Here is a 16,877-nt window from a genome sequence, read left to right as displayed (position 1 = left end):
TCTACAGCGACTTGCCGACCAGTGCGACCAGGTCAACGAGCCGGTTGGAGTAGCCCCACTCGTTGTCGTACCACGAGACCACCTTGGCCTGGTTGTCGATCACCTTGGTCAAGCCCGAGTCGAAGATCGAGCTGTGCGGGTCGGTGACGATGTCGCTGGACACGATCGGCGCGTCGTAGTACTTCAGGATGCCCTTCATCGGACCCTCGGCCGCCGCCTTCATCGCGGCGTTGATCTCGTCGGCGCCGGCGGACTTGCGCAGCTCGGCGGTCAGGTCGGTCACCGACCCGGTGGGAATCGGCACCCGCAGCGCGTAGCCGTCCAGCTTGCCCTTCAGCTCGGGCAGCACCAGGCCGATGGCCTTGGCGGCGCCGGTGGAGGTCGGCACGATGTTCAGGCCGGCGGCGCGGGCGCGGCGCAGGTCCTTGTGCGGGCCGTCCTGCAGGTTCTGGTCCTGGGTGTAGGCGTGGATGGTGGTCATCAGGCCCTTGACGATGCCGTACTCGTCGTTGAGGACCTTGGCGATCGGGCCGAGGCAGTTCGTGGTGCACGACGCGTTGGAGATGATGTTCTGGCTGCCGTCGTACTTGTCGTCGTTGACGCCCAGCACGATGGTGATGTCCTCGTCGCTGGCGGGTGCGGAGATGATCACCTTCTTGGCGCCGGCGTCCAGGTGGCCCTGCGCCTTGGCGCGGGCGGTGAAGATGCCGGTGGACTCGACGACGACGTCGACACCCAGGTCACCCCACGGCAGCGCGGCCGGGCCCTCGCGCACCGCCAGCGCCTTGATCTTCGCCGGACCCACCACGATGGTGTCCTCACCTTCGAGGCTGACGTCGTGCGGCAACCTGCCCAGGATGGAGTCGAATTTCAGCAAGTGCGCCAGGGTGCTGTTGTCGGTGATGTCGTTGACCGCCACCACTTCGATGTCAGCACCGCCCTGCTCCTGCTGCGCCAACAACGCACGGTAGAAATTGCGTCCGATTCGACCGAAGCCGTTGATGCCTACTCGGACCGTCACTTGTATCTCCCTCGGTAAGTCTGGTGTTGAACCCCTGGGCGTCAGCCTAGATCAGTAGGAGCAACGGTTGCTGGGCCGGTAACAGTCCCGAACCCCAGCGGGCCAAACGTCGAGCTAGATGGCCCCGGACCCGACCCGTGGCGCGATCGTTGGACGTAGTTGCGGTCCTAGCGGACCACAAGGCGCGGTCCCCGCGGAACCTCGGCTGTGGGCTGAACCACAAATCGGCGCTGCAGCTTCTCGATCAGGTCGTCGAGCGCCTTGCGTTCCTGCTCCTCGACGCGCGCCGTGCGCCGGAAGACGATTGCGCTTTCGCCGTCGCCTCTGGCTTCAGCGACGGCAATCGCCTTGCGGTAGCCGTCGATCCGTTGGTCGAGCAGCCGGCGGTTCGCGGTGAGCAGACGCAGAAAGTAGTCGGCCTGACGCTGATCGGCCGTGTCGGCCGCAACCGCGGAACGATCCAACCCAACGAGCGGACGGCCAGTCGTGATCGAGGATCCCGATTGTCGGACATACCCCGGACCGGGACGGACTGCGGCGCCGCGAGGGTGACGCCCGCGCCGGTCACGGGCACCACTTGATGTGTGCGCAGCGACCGAGCGTGCATCACGCTCGTCAGACAAACCAGCGAAGTCCATCATTTCTTCTCTCAACTGGCAGTTCACTGTTTAGCGCGGTAACCATAACCCCCCGAATCCGGCCAGCGCCATATGCTTCGGCGACTAACCGTATGTCGCTTTTGCTAGTACGGCATAATCGCCAGGTCAGCCGCTCGGAGGCCGTGACTACTTCAACGGGTCAGAGACGGTGGCTGCTAAGGACATTCGTGGGCCATGTGCAACACCGCCGGGGCCATCCACCGGCAGGCCTCCAGCGCGATCTGCAGTCGCAACGTCGCGTCGGGGTCGCCGAAACGCTGCCCGCACAGCTGCCCGGCCCGCGCCACGGCTTCCTGAATGATGTTGGGCGGCAACTGCATTGCGTCGGCTGTCGCTACGTGATCGCGATTGCGGGACAAGTACTCGCGCAACGTCTCGCGCAGCCACCCGGTGCGCTCGTCGTCGTGTCCGAGCTCGCCGAGCGCATCTGCGACGAAGGAGCGCAACTCGTCCAAGTCGCCTGCCATCAACGCAATTGGCGCGACCTCGCGGTAGAAAACCGCACGGGCATCGCCGCTGCCACCGCCGGCAAAAGCGACCGTCTTCACCCGCTCCGCCTGTTTCAGCGACGCCCGGAAGCCGACTTGCCCGTCTTCGACCCGACCGACCGCCAGACCGGCCCGTACGCCCGCGGACTCGAAAGCCGCGCGCACCCGCGCCTGGTCGATCTCCCGTTTGCCAGATTCGTCGAGCGCAAACCACAACCGCGCCTCGCGGTCACCCGTCGGCACCATCAGCGTGCCGTTGACCGCGCCCACCGCGGCCCCCACGGCGCGTCGCACCCGCTCGAACGACGTCACCACGTCCTGGATCGGTACCGTCTCGTGCACCCACAGCGCCGCGGCGACGTGCACACCGTCCAGCGGATAGGTCAGTACGCTGTCGGCCACCGCGGCGGCGACCGGAATGGTGTCCCGCACCTCGCCGCCCGCCAGCGGCCGCCGGCCGCTGTGATCGCTCGCGCATTCGTCGCGCTCCAGCTCGTAAGAGACCGTCAGCTGATCGGCCACGGCGTCGACGAAACTCGCCGAGCGAGACACCAGGTCGACGATCGTCGGCACCTGCCGGGCCGGGTCCACCAGCGCCACGAACCGTATCGCCGCTTCCAGGAACCGCGAGTGCACGATGCGGTGTGCCCGCACCAACACCGACAGCGGAACGTCGCGCCGCGCGGCCGCGCGCACGTAGGCCACCGACGCCGCCGGGGCCTCCAGCCACTCGGCCGTCGCGCCTTGGGCCAGGAATTCGATGCCGGCGAGCACGCTGTCGGTGAGGCTGGCCCGCCACAGATCCACCATTGCGGCGTCGTAATTGAGGTCGCGATTTTCGGCCTTGATCTCCTCGAAGACCTCGGCGATGAAGTCCTCCCGAATGCGATCCATCTCCCGCGCGATCACCGACATCGGGTCCACAATGACGTCGACCATGCCGCCACCTTCCATCCGGTTCTCCCCCACCCATCACTGTGCGCGACCGGAAGCCGCAAGGTAAGCGTGTTTGCCTGTTGGCCATCCAAATGAGAGCCCTGGCTACCATCGAGGGACTCAACACGGGACGGTCGAGCGACGCCAAAGGGGGCATCGGTGAGCGAAGTGGGCGATAGCGACGGCCGAGATGTGGGGGACCCCGAGATCGGCCAATTCGACCCGGGCCTGACCCAACGCCTGATGGGTGTGCTGCGCCCGGTCCTGAAGAGGTACTTCCGCTCGGAGGTGCACGGCCTGGACACCTTCCCGCCCGGCGGGGCGCTGGTGGTCGGCAACCACTCCGGCGGCATGTTCCCGATGGACGTCCCAATCTTCAGCGTCGACTTCTACGAGAAATTCGGCTACCAGCGGCCGGTCTACACGCTGAGCCACGACATCCTGTTCCTGGGCTTCACCGGCGGGCTGTTCCGGCGCGCCGGCTACATCCGGGCCAACCGGCGCAACGCCGCCAAGGCGTTGCGGTCCGGCGGCGTGGTCGTCGTCTTTCCCGGCGGTGACTACGACGCCTACCGGCCGACCGTCGCGGAGAACGTCATCGACTTCAACGGCCGCAAGGGATACGTCAGCACCGCGATCGAAGCGGGCGTGCCGATCGTTCCCGCGGTGTCCATCGGCGGCCAGGAGACACAGCTGTACCTGACCCGCGGCACCTGGCTGGCCGAGCGGCTGGGCATCAAGCGCCTGCTGCGCAGCGCCATCCTGCCGGTCTCGTTCGGCTTCCCGTTCGGGTTCAGCGCCGTCGTCCCGCCAAACGTCCCGCTGCCCACCAAGATCGTCACGCAGGTGCTCGAACCCATCGACATCGCCGCGCGGTTCGGCGAAGATCCCGACGTCGACGAGGTCGACGCGCACGTGCGAGCGGTCATGCAGGAGGCCCTCAACGACCTCGCCGCCAAGCGCCGCTTCCCGATTCTGGGCTGAGCCATGCCGTCTCCCCTGGATCAGGCTCGCGGCGCCTTGGGCGTCCTGGCGACGCTGCGACGCGCCCGGATGATCGCGCCGATGCGGCCCGACCGCTACCTCAAGATGGCCGCGGCGATGCGTCGCGAGGGCATGGGCATGACGGTCGGTTTCGCCGGCGCCGCGCAGCGCTGCCCGGACCGCCCCGCCCTGATCGACGAACTCGGCACGCTGACCTGGCGCCAGCTCGACGATCGGATCAACGCGCTGGCGGCCGCGCTGCAGCGGCTGCCGTCGGGCCGGCCGAAGGTGCTCGGAATCATGTGCCGCAATCACCGCGGCTTCGTCGAGGCGGTGGTGGCGGCCAGCCGGATCGGCTCCGACGTGGTACTGCTGAACACGTCGTTCGCCGGGCCGGCGATGGCCGAGGTGGTCAACCGCGAGGGCGTCGACGCCGCGATCTACGACGAGGAGTTCACCGCGACGGTGGACCGCGCGCTGGCCGACAAGCCGGACGCCACCCGGATCGTGGCGTGGACCGAAGGCCCGCATGACCTGACGGTGGAGCAGCTGATCACCTCGCATGCCGGACTGGGGCCGGAGCGCACCGGCGGCAAGGGCAGGATGATCCTGCTGACCTCCGGGACCACCGGAAGTCCCAAGGGCGCCAAGCAGTCTGGCGGTGGCGCCGGCATCGGCACGCTCAAGGCGATTCTGGACCGCACGCCGTGGCGGGCGGAGGAGACGATCGTGATCGTCGCGCCGATGTTCCACGCCTGGGGGTTCTCACAGCTGATCTTCGCCGCGTCGATGGCCTGCACGATCGTCACCCGTCGCAAGTTCGACCCGGAGGCGACGCTGGAGCTCGTCGACCGGCACCGGGCGACCGGCCTGGCGGTGGTGCCGGTGATGTTCGACCGCATCATGGACCTGCCCGACGACGTCCGGAACCGCTACAGCGGCAAGTCATTACGGTTCGCCGCGGCGTCGGGTTCGCGGATGCGGCCCGACGTCGTCACCGCGTTCATGGATCAGTTCGGCGACGTGATCTACAACAACTACAACGCGACCGAGGCGGGCATGATCGCCACGGCCACACCGGCGGACCTGCGTGCCGCACCCGACACCGCGGGCAAGCCGGCCGGCGGAACCGAGATCCGGATCCTGGACCCGGAATTCAACGAAATGCCCACCGGCGAGGTCGGCACCATCTACGTCCGCAACGACACCCAGTTCGACGGGTACACCTCCGGCACGACCAAAGACTTCCACGCCGGGTTCATGTCCTCGGGCGACGTCGGCTATCTCGACGAGGCCGGGCGACTGTTCGTCGTCGGCCGCGACGACGAGATGATCGTCTCCGGCGGCGAGAACGTCTACCCGATCGAGGTGGAGAAGACCCTTGCCGCGCACCCGGACGTGGCCGAGGCCGCGGTGATCGGCGTGGACGACGAACAGTACGGCCAGCGGCTGGCGGCGTTCGTGGTGCTCGCACCCGGCGCCACCGCCACGCCCGATACGCTCAAGCAACACGTCCGCGACAACCTCGCCAATTACAAAGTGCCGCGCGAGATCTCGGTTCTGCACGAGCTGCCCCGCAGCAGCACCGGCAAGATCGTGCGCGCCGAGCTGCAATCACGGGTGAACGACTGATGCGCCGCCGCAGGCCGCTGTTGCGCGCGGCCATCGAATTGGCCAACGCCGCCAACGGATTACGGCCGCTGGCCCGCAAGGGTTACCGGACCGTGCTGGTGTTCTGGTTCGGCTGGCCGACCTCGGAAGTGCCCGGCCTGTACTTCGCCGGTTCGTTGGCCGACGTCCTGCGGCGCGGCCGCCGCGGCGACTTCGCCGGACGCCGGGGCAAAGCGGCGCTGGCCCTGACGGCGGCGTCGTGGGCGATCCTCGCGGTGATCCGCCATCGCAACGTCACCACCCCGGGCCCGGTGCTGGAGGCGGGGCTGGCCGAACAGCTGGGTCCCGATTATCGCGAGGCGGTGGCCGCATTGCCGCAAACCGCGCCGGAGCGCCGGGGACGGCTCAGCCTGCCGCTGGGCATCACCGTGGCTCGGCGGCACTATGTCGAGAAGACCAACGTCGTGGCCTACGGGCCGCACCGCGCCAACCGGGCCGACATCTGGCGGCGCCGCGACCTGCCGCGCGACGGCAAGGCGCCCGTGCTGGTGCAAGTCCCCGGTGGCGCCTGGGTGATCGGGATGCGCCGCCCGCAGGCCTATCCCCTGATGAGTCATCTGGCCGCGCGCGGCTGGGTTTGTGTGTCGGTCGGCTATCGGGTTTCTCCGAAGCACACCTGGCCCGACCATATCGTCGACGTCAAACGGGCACTGGCGTGGGTGAAGGAGAACATCGCCGCCTACGGCGGGGACCCGAATTTCGTTGCCATCACCGGCGGTTCGGCGGGCGGGCACCTTTCCGCGCTGGCCGCGCTGACGCCCAATGACCCACAATTCCAGCCGGGTTTCGAAGACGCCGACACCTCGGTGGTCGCCGCAGTTCCGGTGTACGGACGCTACGACTGGTTCTCCACCAGCGGCGAAGGGCGCCGCGAGTTCGTCGAGTTGCTCGAAAAGTTCGTCGTGAAACGCAAATTCGCCTCCCACCGCGACGTCTACCTCGACGCGTCGCCGATCCGGCAGCTACGCGCCGATGCGCCACCGTTCTTCATCCTGCACGGCCACGACGATTCGCTGATCCCCGTCGGCGAGGCGCAGGAGTTCGTCGAGGAACTGCGCGCGGTGTCGAAATCCCCGGTCGCGTATGCCGAATTGCCATATGCGCAGCACGCTTTCGACATCTTCGGCTCCCCGCGGGCGCACAAATCGGCCGAGGCGGTCGCGCGGTTCTTGTCCTGGGTGTACGCGACGACCTACCTGCGCCGCGACTAACCCGCCTCCATCGCCTTCTCGAGTTCGGTCAGCGCCGGCTCGATGGCATCGGCCATGTCGTCGATGTCGCTGGCCACCTCCGGTGTCGTCACGAAACCGAAGTCCAGGTAGTCCGTGTAGGAGAAGCAGGTGATGTTCAGCGCGATGTCCATCACCGGCGGGCCCAGTGGCACCAGCGATTCCAGCTTCGCCCCGGCCATGTACAGCGGCATCGGCGGACCGGGAACATTCGACACAACCAGGTTGAGCGGAGCCAGGTTTCGCGACAGCCCGGTGGCGGTGTACGCGCGTGCGGCCAACTGCAACAGTCCGGGCGGGGTCGTCTCGGTGAGCCCCATGATCTGATGCGCCGACAGCGCCTCGGCCATGACCTTGGCGCTTTGCGTGCTTTCGTGGATGGCGCGCAGCCGCTCGGCCGGGTCCTCGATGTCGGTGGCAAGCGAGGCCGTCATCGAGCTGATCTTGTTGCCGACGTCGTCCTTGTCGGCGTCGGTGCGGGTGGAGACCGGGATCTGCGCGATCAGCGGTTTGGCCGGCAGCTCACCGCGCTTCTGCAGATATTCGCGGGCGGCACCGGCCACCAGCGCCAGTACGACGTCGTTGAGCTTGACGCCGTAGGCGTCCTTGACGACCTTGGCGCGCGCCAGCTCGACACGGGCCCCGGTGACGCGGCGGTGCGGCGAAACGGGTGCGTTGAACCGGGTTTTGGGTGCCTCGAAGAAGCGCGGCGGCCGACTGGCGAGACCCAGCGCGGCGACCTGCTGGCGCACCGTCTGCTCCACCAACCGGGCGATCCGGAACGGCGTCTTGACGCCGATGTTGACCAGCGCGCCCACCGCGCGGCGTTCGATCCCCGGAATCTGGATGCCGACCAGCGATCCGACCGTCTCCCGTTGCGGCGGACGAGGTTCCGGCGTGACGTCCAACAGGATTTCACCCAGCCCGGCCCCGGAGACACCGTCGACGATCGCGTGGTGCATCTTGGTCAGCGTCGCGATGCGGCCACCTTCGACCCCCTCGATCACCCACAGCTCCCATAGCGGGCGCGCGCGGTCCAGCTTGTACGACATCAGCCGGCCGACCAGCTCCTCCAGCTCGCGCCGACCCCCGGGACCGGGAACGCCGATGCGGCGGACATGGAAGTCGATGTCGAGCTCGGAGTCCTCGACGAACCACGGCCGGTCCAGCCCCAGCGGCGCCCCGGTGACCCGCCAGCGCAATTGCGGCAGCTCGGGCAGCCGCTCGATCAGCACTTCCCGAAGGCGCTGAAAGCTGAACTGCGGCGTATCGCTGGGATCGCACAGCGCCAGTGCACCGACATGCATATGCCAGCCCGCGGTTTCCGCAGACCAAAACGCCGCATCAACGCTCGAAAGCCGCTTCATGCGATGACCGTAGTCCTCGCCAGCAAATCAAGTCGAGCATTGGTCAACAAACCCGCCACGCGCCCCCCGTTTCCCCCGCCGCGTCGTGGCTAGTTAAGCATCCTCCAGCAGATCCGGCGTCACGGCCGACTCGGTGTCGGGGATGCCTTCGACCTTCGCCTTACGATCGGCCATCGACAGCAAGCGCCGAATACGGCCTGCCACAGCGTCTTTCGTCATCGGGGGGTCCGCAAGCCGGCCCAGCTCCTCCAGCGAGGCCTGCCGGTGCTCGACGCGCAGCTTGCCGGCCGAGGCCAGATGGTCGGGGACGGTGTCGCCGAGGATCTCCAGCGCCCGCTCCACCCGGGCCGCCGCGGCGACCGCGGCCCGTGCCGAGCGGCGCAGGTTGGCGTCGTCGAAGTTGGCCAGCCGGTTGGCCGTCGCGCGCACCTCGCGACGCATCCGGCGTTCCTCCCAGACCAGCCGGGTGTCCTGGGCACCCATCCGGGTCAGCAGCGCGCCGATCGCCTCGCCGTCGCGCACCACCACGCGATCGGCGCCGCGCACCTCGCGGGCCTTGGCGCTGACCCCGAGCCGGCGGGCCGCGCCGACCAGCGCCAGCGCCGCTTCCGGGCCGGGGCAGCTGACCTCCAGCGCCGACGAACGGCCGGGCTCGGTCAGCGACCCGTGCGCCAAGAAGGCGCCCCGCCACGCGGCCTCGGCGTCCCCGATGCTGCCGCCGACGACCTGGGCGGGCAGACCGCGCACCGGACGTCCGCGCATGTCGAGCAGCCCGGTCTGGCGGGCCAGCGCCTCGCCGTCGTTGGCCACCCGCAGCACATACCGGGTGCTCTTGCGAATCCCGCTGGCCGACAACACATGCACGACCGCGTTGTAGCCGTAGAGGTCGAAGATGTCCTTGCGCAGCCGGCGGGCGATGTTGCCCAGGTCCACCTCGGCCTCGACGACCACGCGGCCGCCCACGATGTGCAGCCCGCCGGCGAACCGCAGCAGGGAGGTGACCTCGGCTCGACGCGCGCTGACCGATTTCACTACCAAGCGGCTCAGTTCGTCCTTGACTTCGGTCGTCATCGCCACGCGTCGTCACCCCTTGGTCCGCTGCCAGCTGGTCCGTTCACGCCCGTCGTTGAACTTTCACCGTCGACCCGAATCTCTGCGGTGGCCTTGGCCGAAGGCGCTGCCGGACCCGTGCGGCCCGTTCGGACCCCGTCCAGGGCCGCCGCAAGCTTGCCCGGATCATGTAAAGGTGTACCAGGTCGGGACACGTCAGCGAACTGGACCTCGGCCTTCAGCAGGGTCGCGGTGCGGCGCAGTTGCTCGCGTTCGCGTTCGCTGGGCACCCGATCCGCGTCGATGATGATGTCGTTGACGGTGAATCCGGGCGCGTGCTGGGCCAATACGTGCAGATGACGCTCCACCGAGAACCCGGCGGTCTCCCCCGGCTCGGCCACCAGGTTCAGCACCAGGGCGCGGCGGGCCGAGGTGGCGCGCAGGGCAGCGACCAGTTCCGGGACCAGCACGTGCGGGATCACGCTGGTGAACCAGGATCCGGGCCCCAGCACCACCAGGTCGGCCGCCATGATCGCGTCGACGGCCTGCCGGGTCGCCGGCGGATCCGGGGGCAGCAGCCGCACCCGGCGCACCTTGCCCGGTGTGGTCGCGATGGCGACCTGACCGCGAATCAGCCGGAACATCCGCGGGTCGGCCTCCAGGCCGGACACATCGGCCTCGATCTGCAGCGCGATCGGGCACATCGGCAGCACCCGGCCCTTGACGCCGAGGATGCGCCCCAACTCGTCGAGCGCGGCGACCGGATCGGCCAGCACCTCGGACAGCCCGGCCAGCAGCAGGTTGCCGATCGGGTGTCCGGCCAGGGCGCCGGTGCCGCCGAACCGATGCTGCAGGATGGTCGCCCACAGCCTCCCGTATGGACTGTCAGATGCCAACGCCGCCAACGCCATTCGCAGATCACCGGGTGGCACCACGTCCAATTCGCTGCGCAGCCGGCCCGACGAGCCGCCGTCGTCGGCCACGGTCACCACGGCGGTGACGTAGGGCGTCAGCCGACGCGCCGCGGACAGCGTCGCATACAAGCCGTGCCCACCGCCCAGCGCGACGATGCCCTCGCTCCGTGGCGGATTCATTCGCGGCCCAGATCCCGGTGCAGCACCCGCACCGACAGTTGTGCTCCGGTCTCCGAGGCCCGCAACAACCGCATCAACGCCTCCGCGATCGCGACGCTGCGGTGTTTGCCGCCGGTGCAGCCGATCGCGACCGTCATGTAGCGCTTGCCCTCCCGGCGGTAGCCGTCGACAACCAGAGTTAGCAGTCGATGGTAAGCGTCGAGGAACTCCCCCGCCCCCGGTTGTCCCAACACATAGTCCCGCACGGCGGGGTGCTGGCCGGTGTGCGGCCGCAGTTCGTCGACCCAGTGCGGATTCGGCAGAAAGCGCACATCCATCACCATGTCGGCGTCCATCGGCAGCCCGTACTTGAAGCCGAACGACTCGACGGTGACGCTCGTCGAGGTGCTCGCGTCGCCGCCGAAGGCACGCTCGATGCTCTCCCGCAAACCCCGCACCGACAGCGTGGAGGTGTCGATGATCAGATCCGCCGTCGCGCGCACCGGTGCCAGCATCCGGCGCTCGGCGGCGATGCCCTCGGCCAGCGTCTGCTGGCCCTGCAGCGGGTGACTGCGGCGATTCTGTTCGTAGCGCCGCACCAGCATGTCGTCGGAGGCTTCCATGAACACCACGCGCGGGTTGATGTTGCGGGTGGCCAGTTCGCTGCGGACCTCGTCGAGGTCGCCGGTGAAGCCGCGCGACCGCACGTCCATCACGACCGCGAGCTGGGTGATCCGCGAGCCGGCCGCCAGCCCGAAATCCACCATCCGGGTGATCAGCTGGGGTGGCAGGTTGTCGGCGACGTACCAGCCGAGGTCCTCGAGCACCTTGGCGGCGGTACCCCGCCCGGCGCCCGACAATCCGGTGACCAGAACGACGTCGATCCCGGCGGCGTCGCCCGCGTGCGCGGACCGCTGCTCGCTGTCGTGACTGGTCATGCCGAGGCTCCGGGTTGTTCGGGCGGCTCGGGTCGCAGCGCCTCGAGGACGGCCGTGGCCGTCGCCACGCCGATGCCCGGCACGGCGGTGATCTGGTCGACGGTGGCCTCCTTGAGGCGGGCTATCGATCCGAAGTGAGTGACCAGCGCCTTGCGGCGATGTTCTCCCAATCCTGGCACCGAATCCAGCGCTGAGGCGGTCATTCGCTTGGATCGCTTGCTGCGATGGTAAGTGATCGCGAACCGGTGCGCCTCGTCACGGACCCGCTGCAGCAAATAAAGTCCCTCGCTGTTGCGCGGCATGATGATGGGATCCGGCTCCGACGGCACCCACACCTCTTCGAGCCGCTTGGCCAGCCCGATCACCGCGACATCGGTGATGCCGAGCTCCTCGAGGACGGCACTGGCCGCATTGACTTGCGGCGCGCCGCCGTCGACGACGAACAGATTGGGCGGATACGCGAACCGGCGTGATTTGCCTTCCGGGGAAAGCATATTCGGGTCGCTTTGGTCGGACAGATGGCGCAGGAAGCGGCGCCGGGTCACCTCGGCGATGGACGCGACGTCGTCGGAGCGGCCCTGCCCGGCGGCTTCCCGGATTCCGAAGTGCCGGTAGTCCGACTTGCGGGGCAAGCCGTCCTCGAATACCACCAGCGAACCCACCACGTCGGTGCCCTGCACGTGGCTGACGTCGACGCACTCGATGCGCAGCGGCGCATCCGCCAGACCCAGCGCGTCCTGAATGTTCTGCAGCGCCGCGGATCTGGCGTTGAAGTCGCCGGCTCGCTTCAGCTTGTGTTGCTGCAGCGCTTCTTTGGCGTTGCGCGCTACGGTCTCGGCCAGCGCCCGCTTGTCGCCGCGGCGCGGCACCCGCAGCGCGACCCGGGATCCACGCAGCCCGGTCAGCCAGTTGGCCAACTCGTCGGCGTTGGACGGCAGGCACGGCACCAGCACCTCGCGCGGAACCGGATTGGCGGCTTCGTCTGTGACCTCTTTCAAGGCGCCACCCAGCGCCGCCTGATCGCCGTAGAACTGCGTCAGGAACTGCTCGACCAACTGCTCTTCGCCGGAATCGCCTGGGTCGGCAGACTTTTCGACGATCCACCCGCGCTGGCCGCGGACCCTGCCGCCGCGGACGTGAAACACCTGCACGGCGGCCTCGAGCTCGTCGTCGGCGAACGCCACCACGTCGGCGTCGGTGCCGTCGCCGAGCACCACGGCCTGCTTCTCCATCGCCCGCTTGAGCGCACCGAGGTCGTCGCGTAGCCGGGCTGCCCGCTCGAAATCGAGTTGATCGGACGCGGCGTGCATCTGCTGTTCCAGCTCGCGGGCAAACCGGTCGGTCTTGCCGGACAGGAAGTCGCAGAAGTCGGTGACGATTTGGCGATGTTGGTCGGCACTGACCCGGCCGATGCACGGGGCCGAGCATTTGTCGATGTAGCCGAGCAGGCACGGACGATCGATCTGCTTGTGCCGCTTGAACACTCCGCCCGAGCAGGTGCGCGCAGGAAACACCCGGGTGAGCAGATCCAGCGTCTCGCGGATTGCCCACGCGTGTGAGTACGGGCCGAAATAGCGCACCCCCTTGCGCCGCGGGCCGCGATAGACCATCAGCCGGGGAAACTCCTCGTTGAGGGTCACGGCCAGCACCGGGTAGGACTTGTCGTCGCGGTAACGAACGTTGAAACGTGGATCGAATTCCTTGATCCAGTTGTATTCCAGCTGCAGCGCCTCGACTTCGGTGTTGACCACCGTCCACTCGACCTTGGCCGCGGTGGTCACCATCTGCCGGGTGCGCGGGTGCAGATTCGCGACGTCGGCGAAGTATGACGTCAGCCGGCTGCGCAGGCTCTTGGCCTTGCCGACGTAGATCACCCGCCCGTGCGTGTCCCGGAATCGGTACACGCCCGGCTCGACCGGAATGGATCCGGGAGCCGGACGATACGTGGCGGGATCTGGCACGTATCCAGGCTAGTAGCCGCCAAAGACGTCGACGCCGATCGGGATCGCGTGGTGCGAAATCGACCGCTTTTCGCCCGGCGCAAACACGGTGGACGGTTTGGCGGGCGCTCGTTCGGGCTAAGCACCCGGTTAGCTGTGACGCTACAGTGGGTGGCAACAGCTGAAGGGAGCTTACAAAATGAGCAGACGACCGTTGGCCGGACTGGCCGTGGGGGTTGGCTGTCTGGCATTGTCGGTGAGCGCCGGGGCGGGGATTGCATCAGCTACACCCGATATCGGTCCGATGGTGAACACGACCTGCACGTATGACCAAGCGATGCGGGCGGTGCACGCGGAAAACCCGATGGCCGCGCAGTACCTCGATCAGTCGCCGCCGAACCAGCAATTCCTGCAGCAGTTCATGGCTTCGACGCCGGACCAGCGGGTGAACCTGCTCAAGGCGATTCAGAACAACCCGGGAGCCGACCAGGCGTTCCCGATCTTCCGGCAGATGATGATCAGCTGCAAGAACTACTGAGCAAACCTCAGGTAGGCCGACTGTCCAACTGCGCGCGTCGTTTCGCCGCCCAGTCGGCCATCGGGAATCCGGGTTTGGCGTCGCAGGCCGAGAGCATCAGCGCGATGCGCGGGACCACGACCAGCCCGTAGTCGCAGGTCCAATCCGGTCGGGTCATCGTCCATACCAGGACACCGGTGGACGGTATGCCGAAGGAACCGAGCCGCATCGGCCGAAAGTCCCCTTGGGACGTATGGCCGATGGCATCGCCGTGGCACTTCGACACGGAGCCAAAGCCCTTCGACACCACCTCGTGGGGGTTCAGCTTCTTGTCGTAGACATCGGCCGATTCCGCGTACAGCGCCGGGCCGCTGAACGTGTAGCCGGATTCGGCATGGTCCGACGAGCGCGCCGGCGGCAGCGGTGAACCCTTGAACAGCAGCGCCGCCGAGCATTCGGGCGGCTGCACGCTGGTGAAGTAGGTGGTGCCCACCGGCACCGCCGTGGCCGCACCGAACGGCGTGGTGTCGCCGTCCTGCAGCAGCAAGTCGCGCGCCGGGATCCGCCCGGGCGACGCCGACGTCGGAGCGCCGGAGGCGGACTGCTCGGGAGCCCGCAGCGCGCGGCCGCCGACCGATGTGGTGCACGCGCATACCGTCGACGCGATCAGCAACGACGCGACGGCCCCCGGCAATTGACGTGCCATCGGGCGATCCTACGACAATGTCGTCGGTCCCGTTGTTCAGCGCGTGCGCAGGTCGGGCCGATAGCGGGCCAGCAGCGACCGCACGGAGTCCATCGCGTCGACGGCCCGCTCCTTGTCGACGGACTGGATCGCCATCACCGGGATGTACTCGTCATCGGGCAGGTCGATGTGGGCCCACCGGCTGCCGGCCGGAAACGACACGCCGACCAGCTCCGACCATGGAACTAGCCGGTCTCCCAACAGGTTTCGCACCGACAGCCCGGTGGGCCCGACGCGCAGCCGGGGCCGGGCGAACAGGAGTATGACGCCGGCGATGACCAGACCCAGAATTGCCATCGCCACCTGGTCGGCGGTTTGGAAGACCACGCCGCTGGCGCTCATCTTGAGTAGCAAGCCGACGGCAATGTGCGCCGCAGCGACCAGAAATGCTGCACCGTAAGCGAATAGCGGTGTCCAATGCGGACGCAGTTCGACATCCCATTGCTCGCGGGACGACGGTCGGGTCACGACCGAGCGCGCAAGTCACGCAAGGTCAGCGCGGCGGTCAACGCGGCGCCGGCCGCCTGAGCCCCCTTGTCCTCGGCGGACGTCGGCAGTCCGGCCCGGTCCAGCGCCTGCTCCTCGGTGTTGGTGGTCAGCACCCCGTTGGCCACCGGCGTCGAAGCGTCCAGGGAAACCCGAGTCAGGCCCTGGGTTACCGCGTCGCAAACATACTCGAAATGCGGTGTGGCACCCCGGATCACGACGCCGAGGGCGACGACGGCGTCGTGGTTGCGGGCCAGCTCCTGGGCCACCACCGGAATCTCGATCGCGCCGTGCACCCTGACCACCGTCGGGTTGTCGATGCCCGACTCCGCGGCGACTTTCTGGGCGCCGGCCAGCAGCGCGTCACAGATGGTGCGATGCCAACTGCTCGCCACGATGCCGAGCCGCAGGCCGGACGCGTCGAGCCCCGTCACCTCCGGGACGCCGACTCCGCTCATGCGCGCCGCTTCTCCGCGTCGTGGCCGGCGCGGCTCACAAAGCACCGCCGAATTCACCTGGCAGATGGACGGATTCGTGAAAGTCGTCCAGCCCGGCCAAATCGTGTCCCATCTTGTCCCGTTTGGTCATCAGGTAGCGGATGTTCTCGGCATTGGCCCGCACCGGCAGCGAGACGCGCTCGATGATGTGCAGCCCGTACCCGTCCAGCCCAACCCGTTTGGCCGGGTTGTTGGTCAGCAGCCGCATCGAGCGCACCCCCAGGTCAACCAGGATCTGCGCGCCGATTCCGTAATCCCTTGCATCGGCCGGCAATCCGAGCTTGAGGTTGGCGTCCACGGTGTCTTCGCCGGCGTCTTGCAGCTGATAGGCCTGCAGCTTGTGCATCAGGCCGATGCCGCGGCCCTCATGGCCGCGCATGTAGAGCACCACGCCGCGGCCCTCCCGCGCGACCATCGCCATCGCCGCGTCGAGCTGGGGTCCGCAATCGCATCGGCGTGAGCCGAATACGTCGCCGGTCAGGCACTCGGAGTGCACCCGCACCAACACGTCGTCGCCCTCGCCGTTCGGCCCGGCGATGTCACCGCGCACCAGTGCGACGTGCTCGACTTCCTCGTAGATGCTCGCGTAGCCGATGGCGCGGAACTCGCCGTGCCGGGTCGGGATGCGCGCCTCGGCGATGCGCTCGATGTGCTTTTCGTGCTTGCGCCGCCATTCGATGATGTCGGCGATGGTGATCAGCGCCAGGTCGTGTTCGTCGGCGAAGACGCGCAGCTCGTCGGTCTGGGCCATCGAGCCCTCGTCCTTTTGGCTGACGATCTCGCAGATCGCGCCCGCGGGTTGCAGGCCCGCCATCCGGGCCAGGTCGACGGCGGCCTCGGTGTGGCCGGGCCGGCGCAGGACGCCGCCGTCCTTGGCGCGCAACGGAACCACATGGCCGGGTCGGGTGAAATCCTCGGCGACGCTGGTGGGGTTGGCCAGCAGCCGCATGGTGGTGGCGCGGTCGGAGGCCGAAATCCCGGTGCCGACACCGTTTTTTGCATCGACGGTGACGGTGTAGGCGGTCCCGTGCTTGTCCTGGTTGACCGCGTACATCGGCAGCAGGCCCAGCTTGTCGCAGATCGCGCCGTCCAGCGGAACGCACAGGTAGCCCGAGGTGTAGCGCACCATGAACGCCACCATCTCCGGCGTCGCCTTCTCGGCGGCGAAGATCAGGTCGCCCTCGTTTTCGCGTTCCTCGTCATCGATGACGACCACGGCCTTGCCGGCGGCAATGTCGGCAACCGCCCTTTCGACGGAGTCCAACCTCGTCATCTG

At 68.0% G+C, this 16,877-nt stretch carries 16 protein-coding genes; 4 read left to right on the top strand and 12 right to left on the bottom strand.

What is annotated here, in order from left to right:
* Nucleotide 1: 1 nt before the first annotated feature.
* From gap to BN973_RS13000, 3 genes are all read right to left on the bottom strand, one after another.
* Complete coding sequence (gene gap, locus BN973_RS13010) at nt 2-1,021, bottom strand: type I glyceraldehyde-3-phosphate dehydrogenase (RefSeq protein WP_036468626.1); 1,020 nt, start codon at nt 1,019-1,021, stop codon at nt 2-4.
* 167 nt (nt 1,022-1,188) lie between these two features.
* Nucleotides 1,189-1,485 (bottom strand): hypothetical protein, encoded by a 297-nt coding sequence (locus BN973_RS31675; RefSeq protein ID WP_051641241.1) that lies wholly within the window; start codon nt 1,483-1,485, stop codon nt 1,189-1,191.
* Between the two features lie 350 nt (nt 1,486-1,835).
* A complete protein-coding gene (locus BN973_RS13000) occupies nt 1,836-3,107 on the bottom strand; it encodes a helix-turn-helix domain-containing protein (RefSeq protein WP_036472358.1) in 1,272 nt (423 codons plus the stop codon).
* A gap of 240 nt (nt 3,108-3,347) precedes the next feature.
* Between BN973_RS13000 and BN973_RS12995 the strand changes: the two genes are divergently transcribed.
* From BN973_RS12995 to BN973_RS12985, 3 genes are read left to right on the top strand one after another with little or no spacing between them, the layout of a single operon-like run.
* Nucleotides 3,348-4,088, top strand: a complete 741-nt coding sequence (locus tag BN973_RS12995) for a 1-acyl-sn-glycerol-3-phosphate acyltransferase (RefSeq protein WP_139830223.1) — start codon at nt 3,348-3,350, stop codon at nt 4,086-4,088.
* A 3-nt stretch (nt 4,089-4,091) separates the two neighbouring features.
* On the top strand, nt 4,092-5,720 hold the full coding sequence (gene fadD12, locus BN973_RS12990; RefSeq protein ID WP_036468625.1) for an acyl-CoA ligase FadD12: 1,629 nt from the start codon (nt 4,092-4,094) through the stop codon (nt 5,718-5,720).
* On the top strand, nt 5,720-6,970 hold the full coding sequence (locus BN973_RS12985; protein ID WP_036468624.1) for an alpha/beta hydrolase: 1,251 nt from the start codon (nt 5,720-5,722) through the stop codon (nt 6,968-6,970). The genes fadD12 and BN973_RS12985 overlap by 1 nt, the downstream gene beginning before the upstream one ends.
* Here the strand turns inward: BN973_RS12985 and BN973_RS12980 are convergent.
* From BN973_RS12980 to uvrC, 5 genes are all read right to left on the bottom strand, one after another.
* The gene (locus tag BN973_RS12980; protein ID WP_036468623.1) at nt 6,967-8,355 is read right to left on the bottom strand and encodes a WS/DGAT/MGAT family O-acyltransferase; all 1,389 of its coding nucleotides are present in this window, start codon (nt 8,353-8,355) and stop codon (nt 6,967-6,969) included. The genes BN973_RS12985 and BN973_RS12980 overlap by 4 nt on opposite strands.
* Before the next feature lie 93 nt (nt 8,356-8,448).
* Entirely contained in the window at nt 8,449-9,426 is a 978-nt protein-coding gene (whiA, locus tag BN973_RS12975) for a DNA-binding protein WhiA (RefSeq protein WP_036472355.1), read from the bottom strand.
* A complete protein-coding gene (locus BN973_RS12970) occupies nt 9,423-10,499 on the bottom strand; it encodes a YvcK family protein (protein ID WP_036468622.1) in 1,077 nt (358 codons plus the stop codon). The genes whiA and BN973_RS12970 overlap by 4 nt, the downstream gene beginning before the upstream one ends.
* Entirely contained in the window at nt 10,496-11,416 is a 921-nt protein-coding gene (gene rapZ / locus BN973_RS12965; RefSeq protein WP_036468620.1) for an RNase adapter RapZ, read from the bottom strand. Before rapZ ends, BN973_RS12970 begins: the two co-directional genes overlap by 4 nt.
* A complete protein-coding gene (gene uvrC / locus BN973_RS12960) occupies nt 11,413-13,377 on the bottom strand; it encodes an excinuclease ABC subunit UvrC (protein ID WP_036468619.1) in 1,965 nt (654 codons plus the stop codon). The genes rapZ and uvrC overlap by 4 nt, the downstream gene beginning before the upstream one ends.
* Nucleotides 13,378-13,555: 178 nt before the next feature.
* Between uvrC and BN973_RS12955 the strand changes: the two genes are divergently transcribed.
* A complete protein-coding gene (locus tag BN973_RS12955) occupies nt 13,556-13,894 on the top strand; it encodes a hemophore-related protein (protein WP_036468617.1) in 339 nt (112 codons plus the stop codon).
* Nucleotides 13,895-13,901: 7 nt separating this feature from the next.
* Here BN973_RS12955 and BN973_RS12950 read toward each other — a convergent pair whose 3' ends face one another.
* The 4 genes from BN973_RS12950 to BN973_RS12935 are packed head-to-tail and all read right to left on the bottom strand — an operon-like array spanning nt 13,902 to nt 16,874.
* Entirely contained in the window at nt 13,902-14,579 is a 678-nt protein-coding gene (locus tag BN973_RS12950) for a sensor domain-containing protein (RefSeq protein ID WP_036468615.1), read from the bottom strand.
* A gap of 36 nt (nt 14,580-14,615) precedes the next feature.
* A complete protein-coding gene (locus BN973_RS12945; RefSeq protein ID WP_036468613.1) occupies nt 14,616-15,086 on the bottom strand; it encodes a PH domain-containing protein in 471 nt (156 codons plus the stop codon).
* Nucleotides 15,083-15,562, bottom strand: a complete 480-nt coding sequence (gene ribH / locus BN973_RS12940) for a 6,7-dimethyl-8-ribityllumazine synthase (RefSeq protein ID WP_036468611.1) — start codon at nt 15,560-15,562, stop codon at nt 15,083-15,085. The genes BN973_RS12945 and ribH overlap by 4 nt, the downstream gene beginning before the upstream one ends.
* Before the next feature lie 34 nt (nt 15,563-15,596).
* A complete protein-coding gene (locus BN973_RS12935; protein ID WP_036468609.1) occupies nt 15,597-16,874 on the bottom strand; it encodes a bifunctional 3,4-dihydroxy-2-butanone-4-phosphate synthase/GTP cyclohydrolase II in 1,278 nt (425 codons plus the stop codon).
* Nucleotides 16,875-16,877 lie beyond the last annotated feature (3 nt).

The organism is Mycobacterium triplex, from assembly GCF_000689255.1.
Lineage (GTDB): Bacteria > Actinomycetota > Actinomycetes > Mycobacteriales > Mycobacteriaceae > Mycobacterium > Mycobacterium triplex.
The sequence above is the reverse complement of the archived record's forward strand: the minus strand, read 5'-3'. Positions and strand labels throughout refer to the sequence as shown.

Bases quoted from the DNA above. Each gene is read 5' to 3' on its own strand.
- ribH (WP_036468611.1), bottom strand. From the start codon at position 15,562: ATGAGCGGAGTCGGCGTCCCGGAGGTGACGGGGCTCGACGCGTCCGGC.
- whiA (WP_036472355.1), bottom strand. From the start codon at position 9,426: ATGACGACCGAAGTCAAGGACGAACTGAGCCGCTTGGTAGTGAAATCG.
- BN973_RS12970 (WP_036468622.1), bottom strand. From the start codon at position 10,499: ATGAATCCGCCACGGAGCGAGGGCATCGTCGCGCTGGGCGGTGGGCAC.
- BN973_RS12985 (WP_036468624.1), top strand. From the start codon at position 5,720: ATGCGCCGCCGCAGGCCGCTGTTGCGCGCGGCCATCGAATTGGCCAAC.
- BN973_RS12955 (WP_036468617.1), top strand. From the start codon at position 13,556: ATGAGCAGACGACCGTTGGCCGGACTGGCCGTGGGGGTTGGCTGTCTG.
- rapZ (WP_036468620.1), bottom strand. From the start codon at position 11,416: ATGACCAGTCACGACAGCGAGCAGCGGTCCGCGCACGCGGGCGACGCC.
- BN973_RS12980 (WP_036468623.1), bottom strand. From the start codon at position 8,355: ATGAAGCGGCTTTCGAGCGTTGATGCGGCGTTTTGGTCTGCGGAAACC.
- BN973_RS12950 (WP_036468615.1), bottom strand. From the start codon at position 14,579: ATGGCACGTCAATTGCCGGGGGCCGTCGCGTCGTTGCTGATCGCGTCG.
- BN973_RS13000 (WP_036472358.1), bottom strand. From the start codon at position 3,107: ATGGTCGACGTCATTGTGGACCCGATGTCGGTGATCGCGCGGGAGATG.
- fadD12 (WP_036468625.1), top strand. From the start codon at position 4,092: ATGCCGTCTCCCCTGGATCAGGCTCGCGGCGCCTTGGGCGTCCTGGCG.
- BN973_RS12935 (WP_036468609.1), bottom strand. From the start codon at position 16,874: ATGACGAGGTTGGACTCCGTCGAAAGGGCGGTTGCCGACATTGCCGCC.
- BN973_RS12995 (WP_139830223.1), top strand. From the start codon at position 3,348: ATGGGTGTGCTGCGCCCGGTCCTGAAGAGGTACTTCCGCTCGGAGGTG.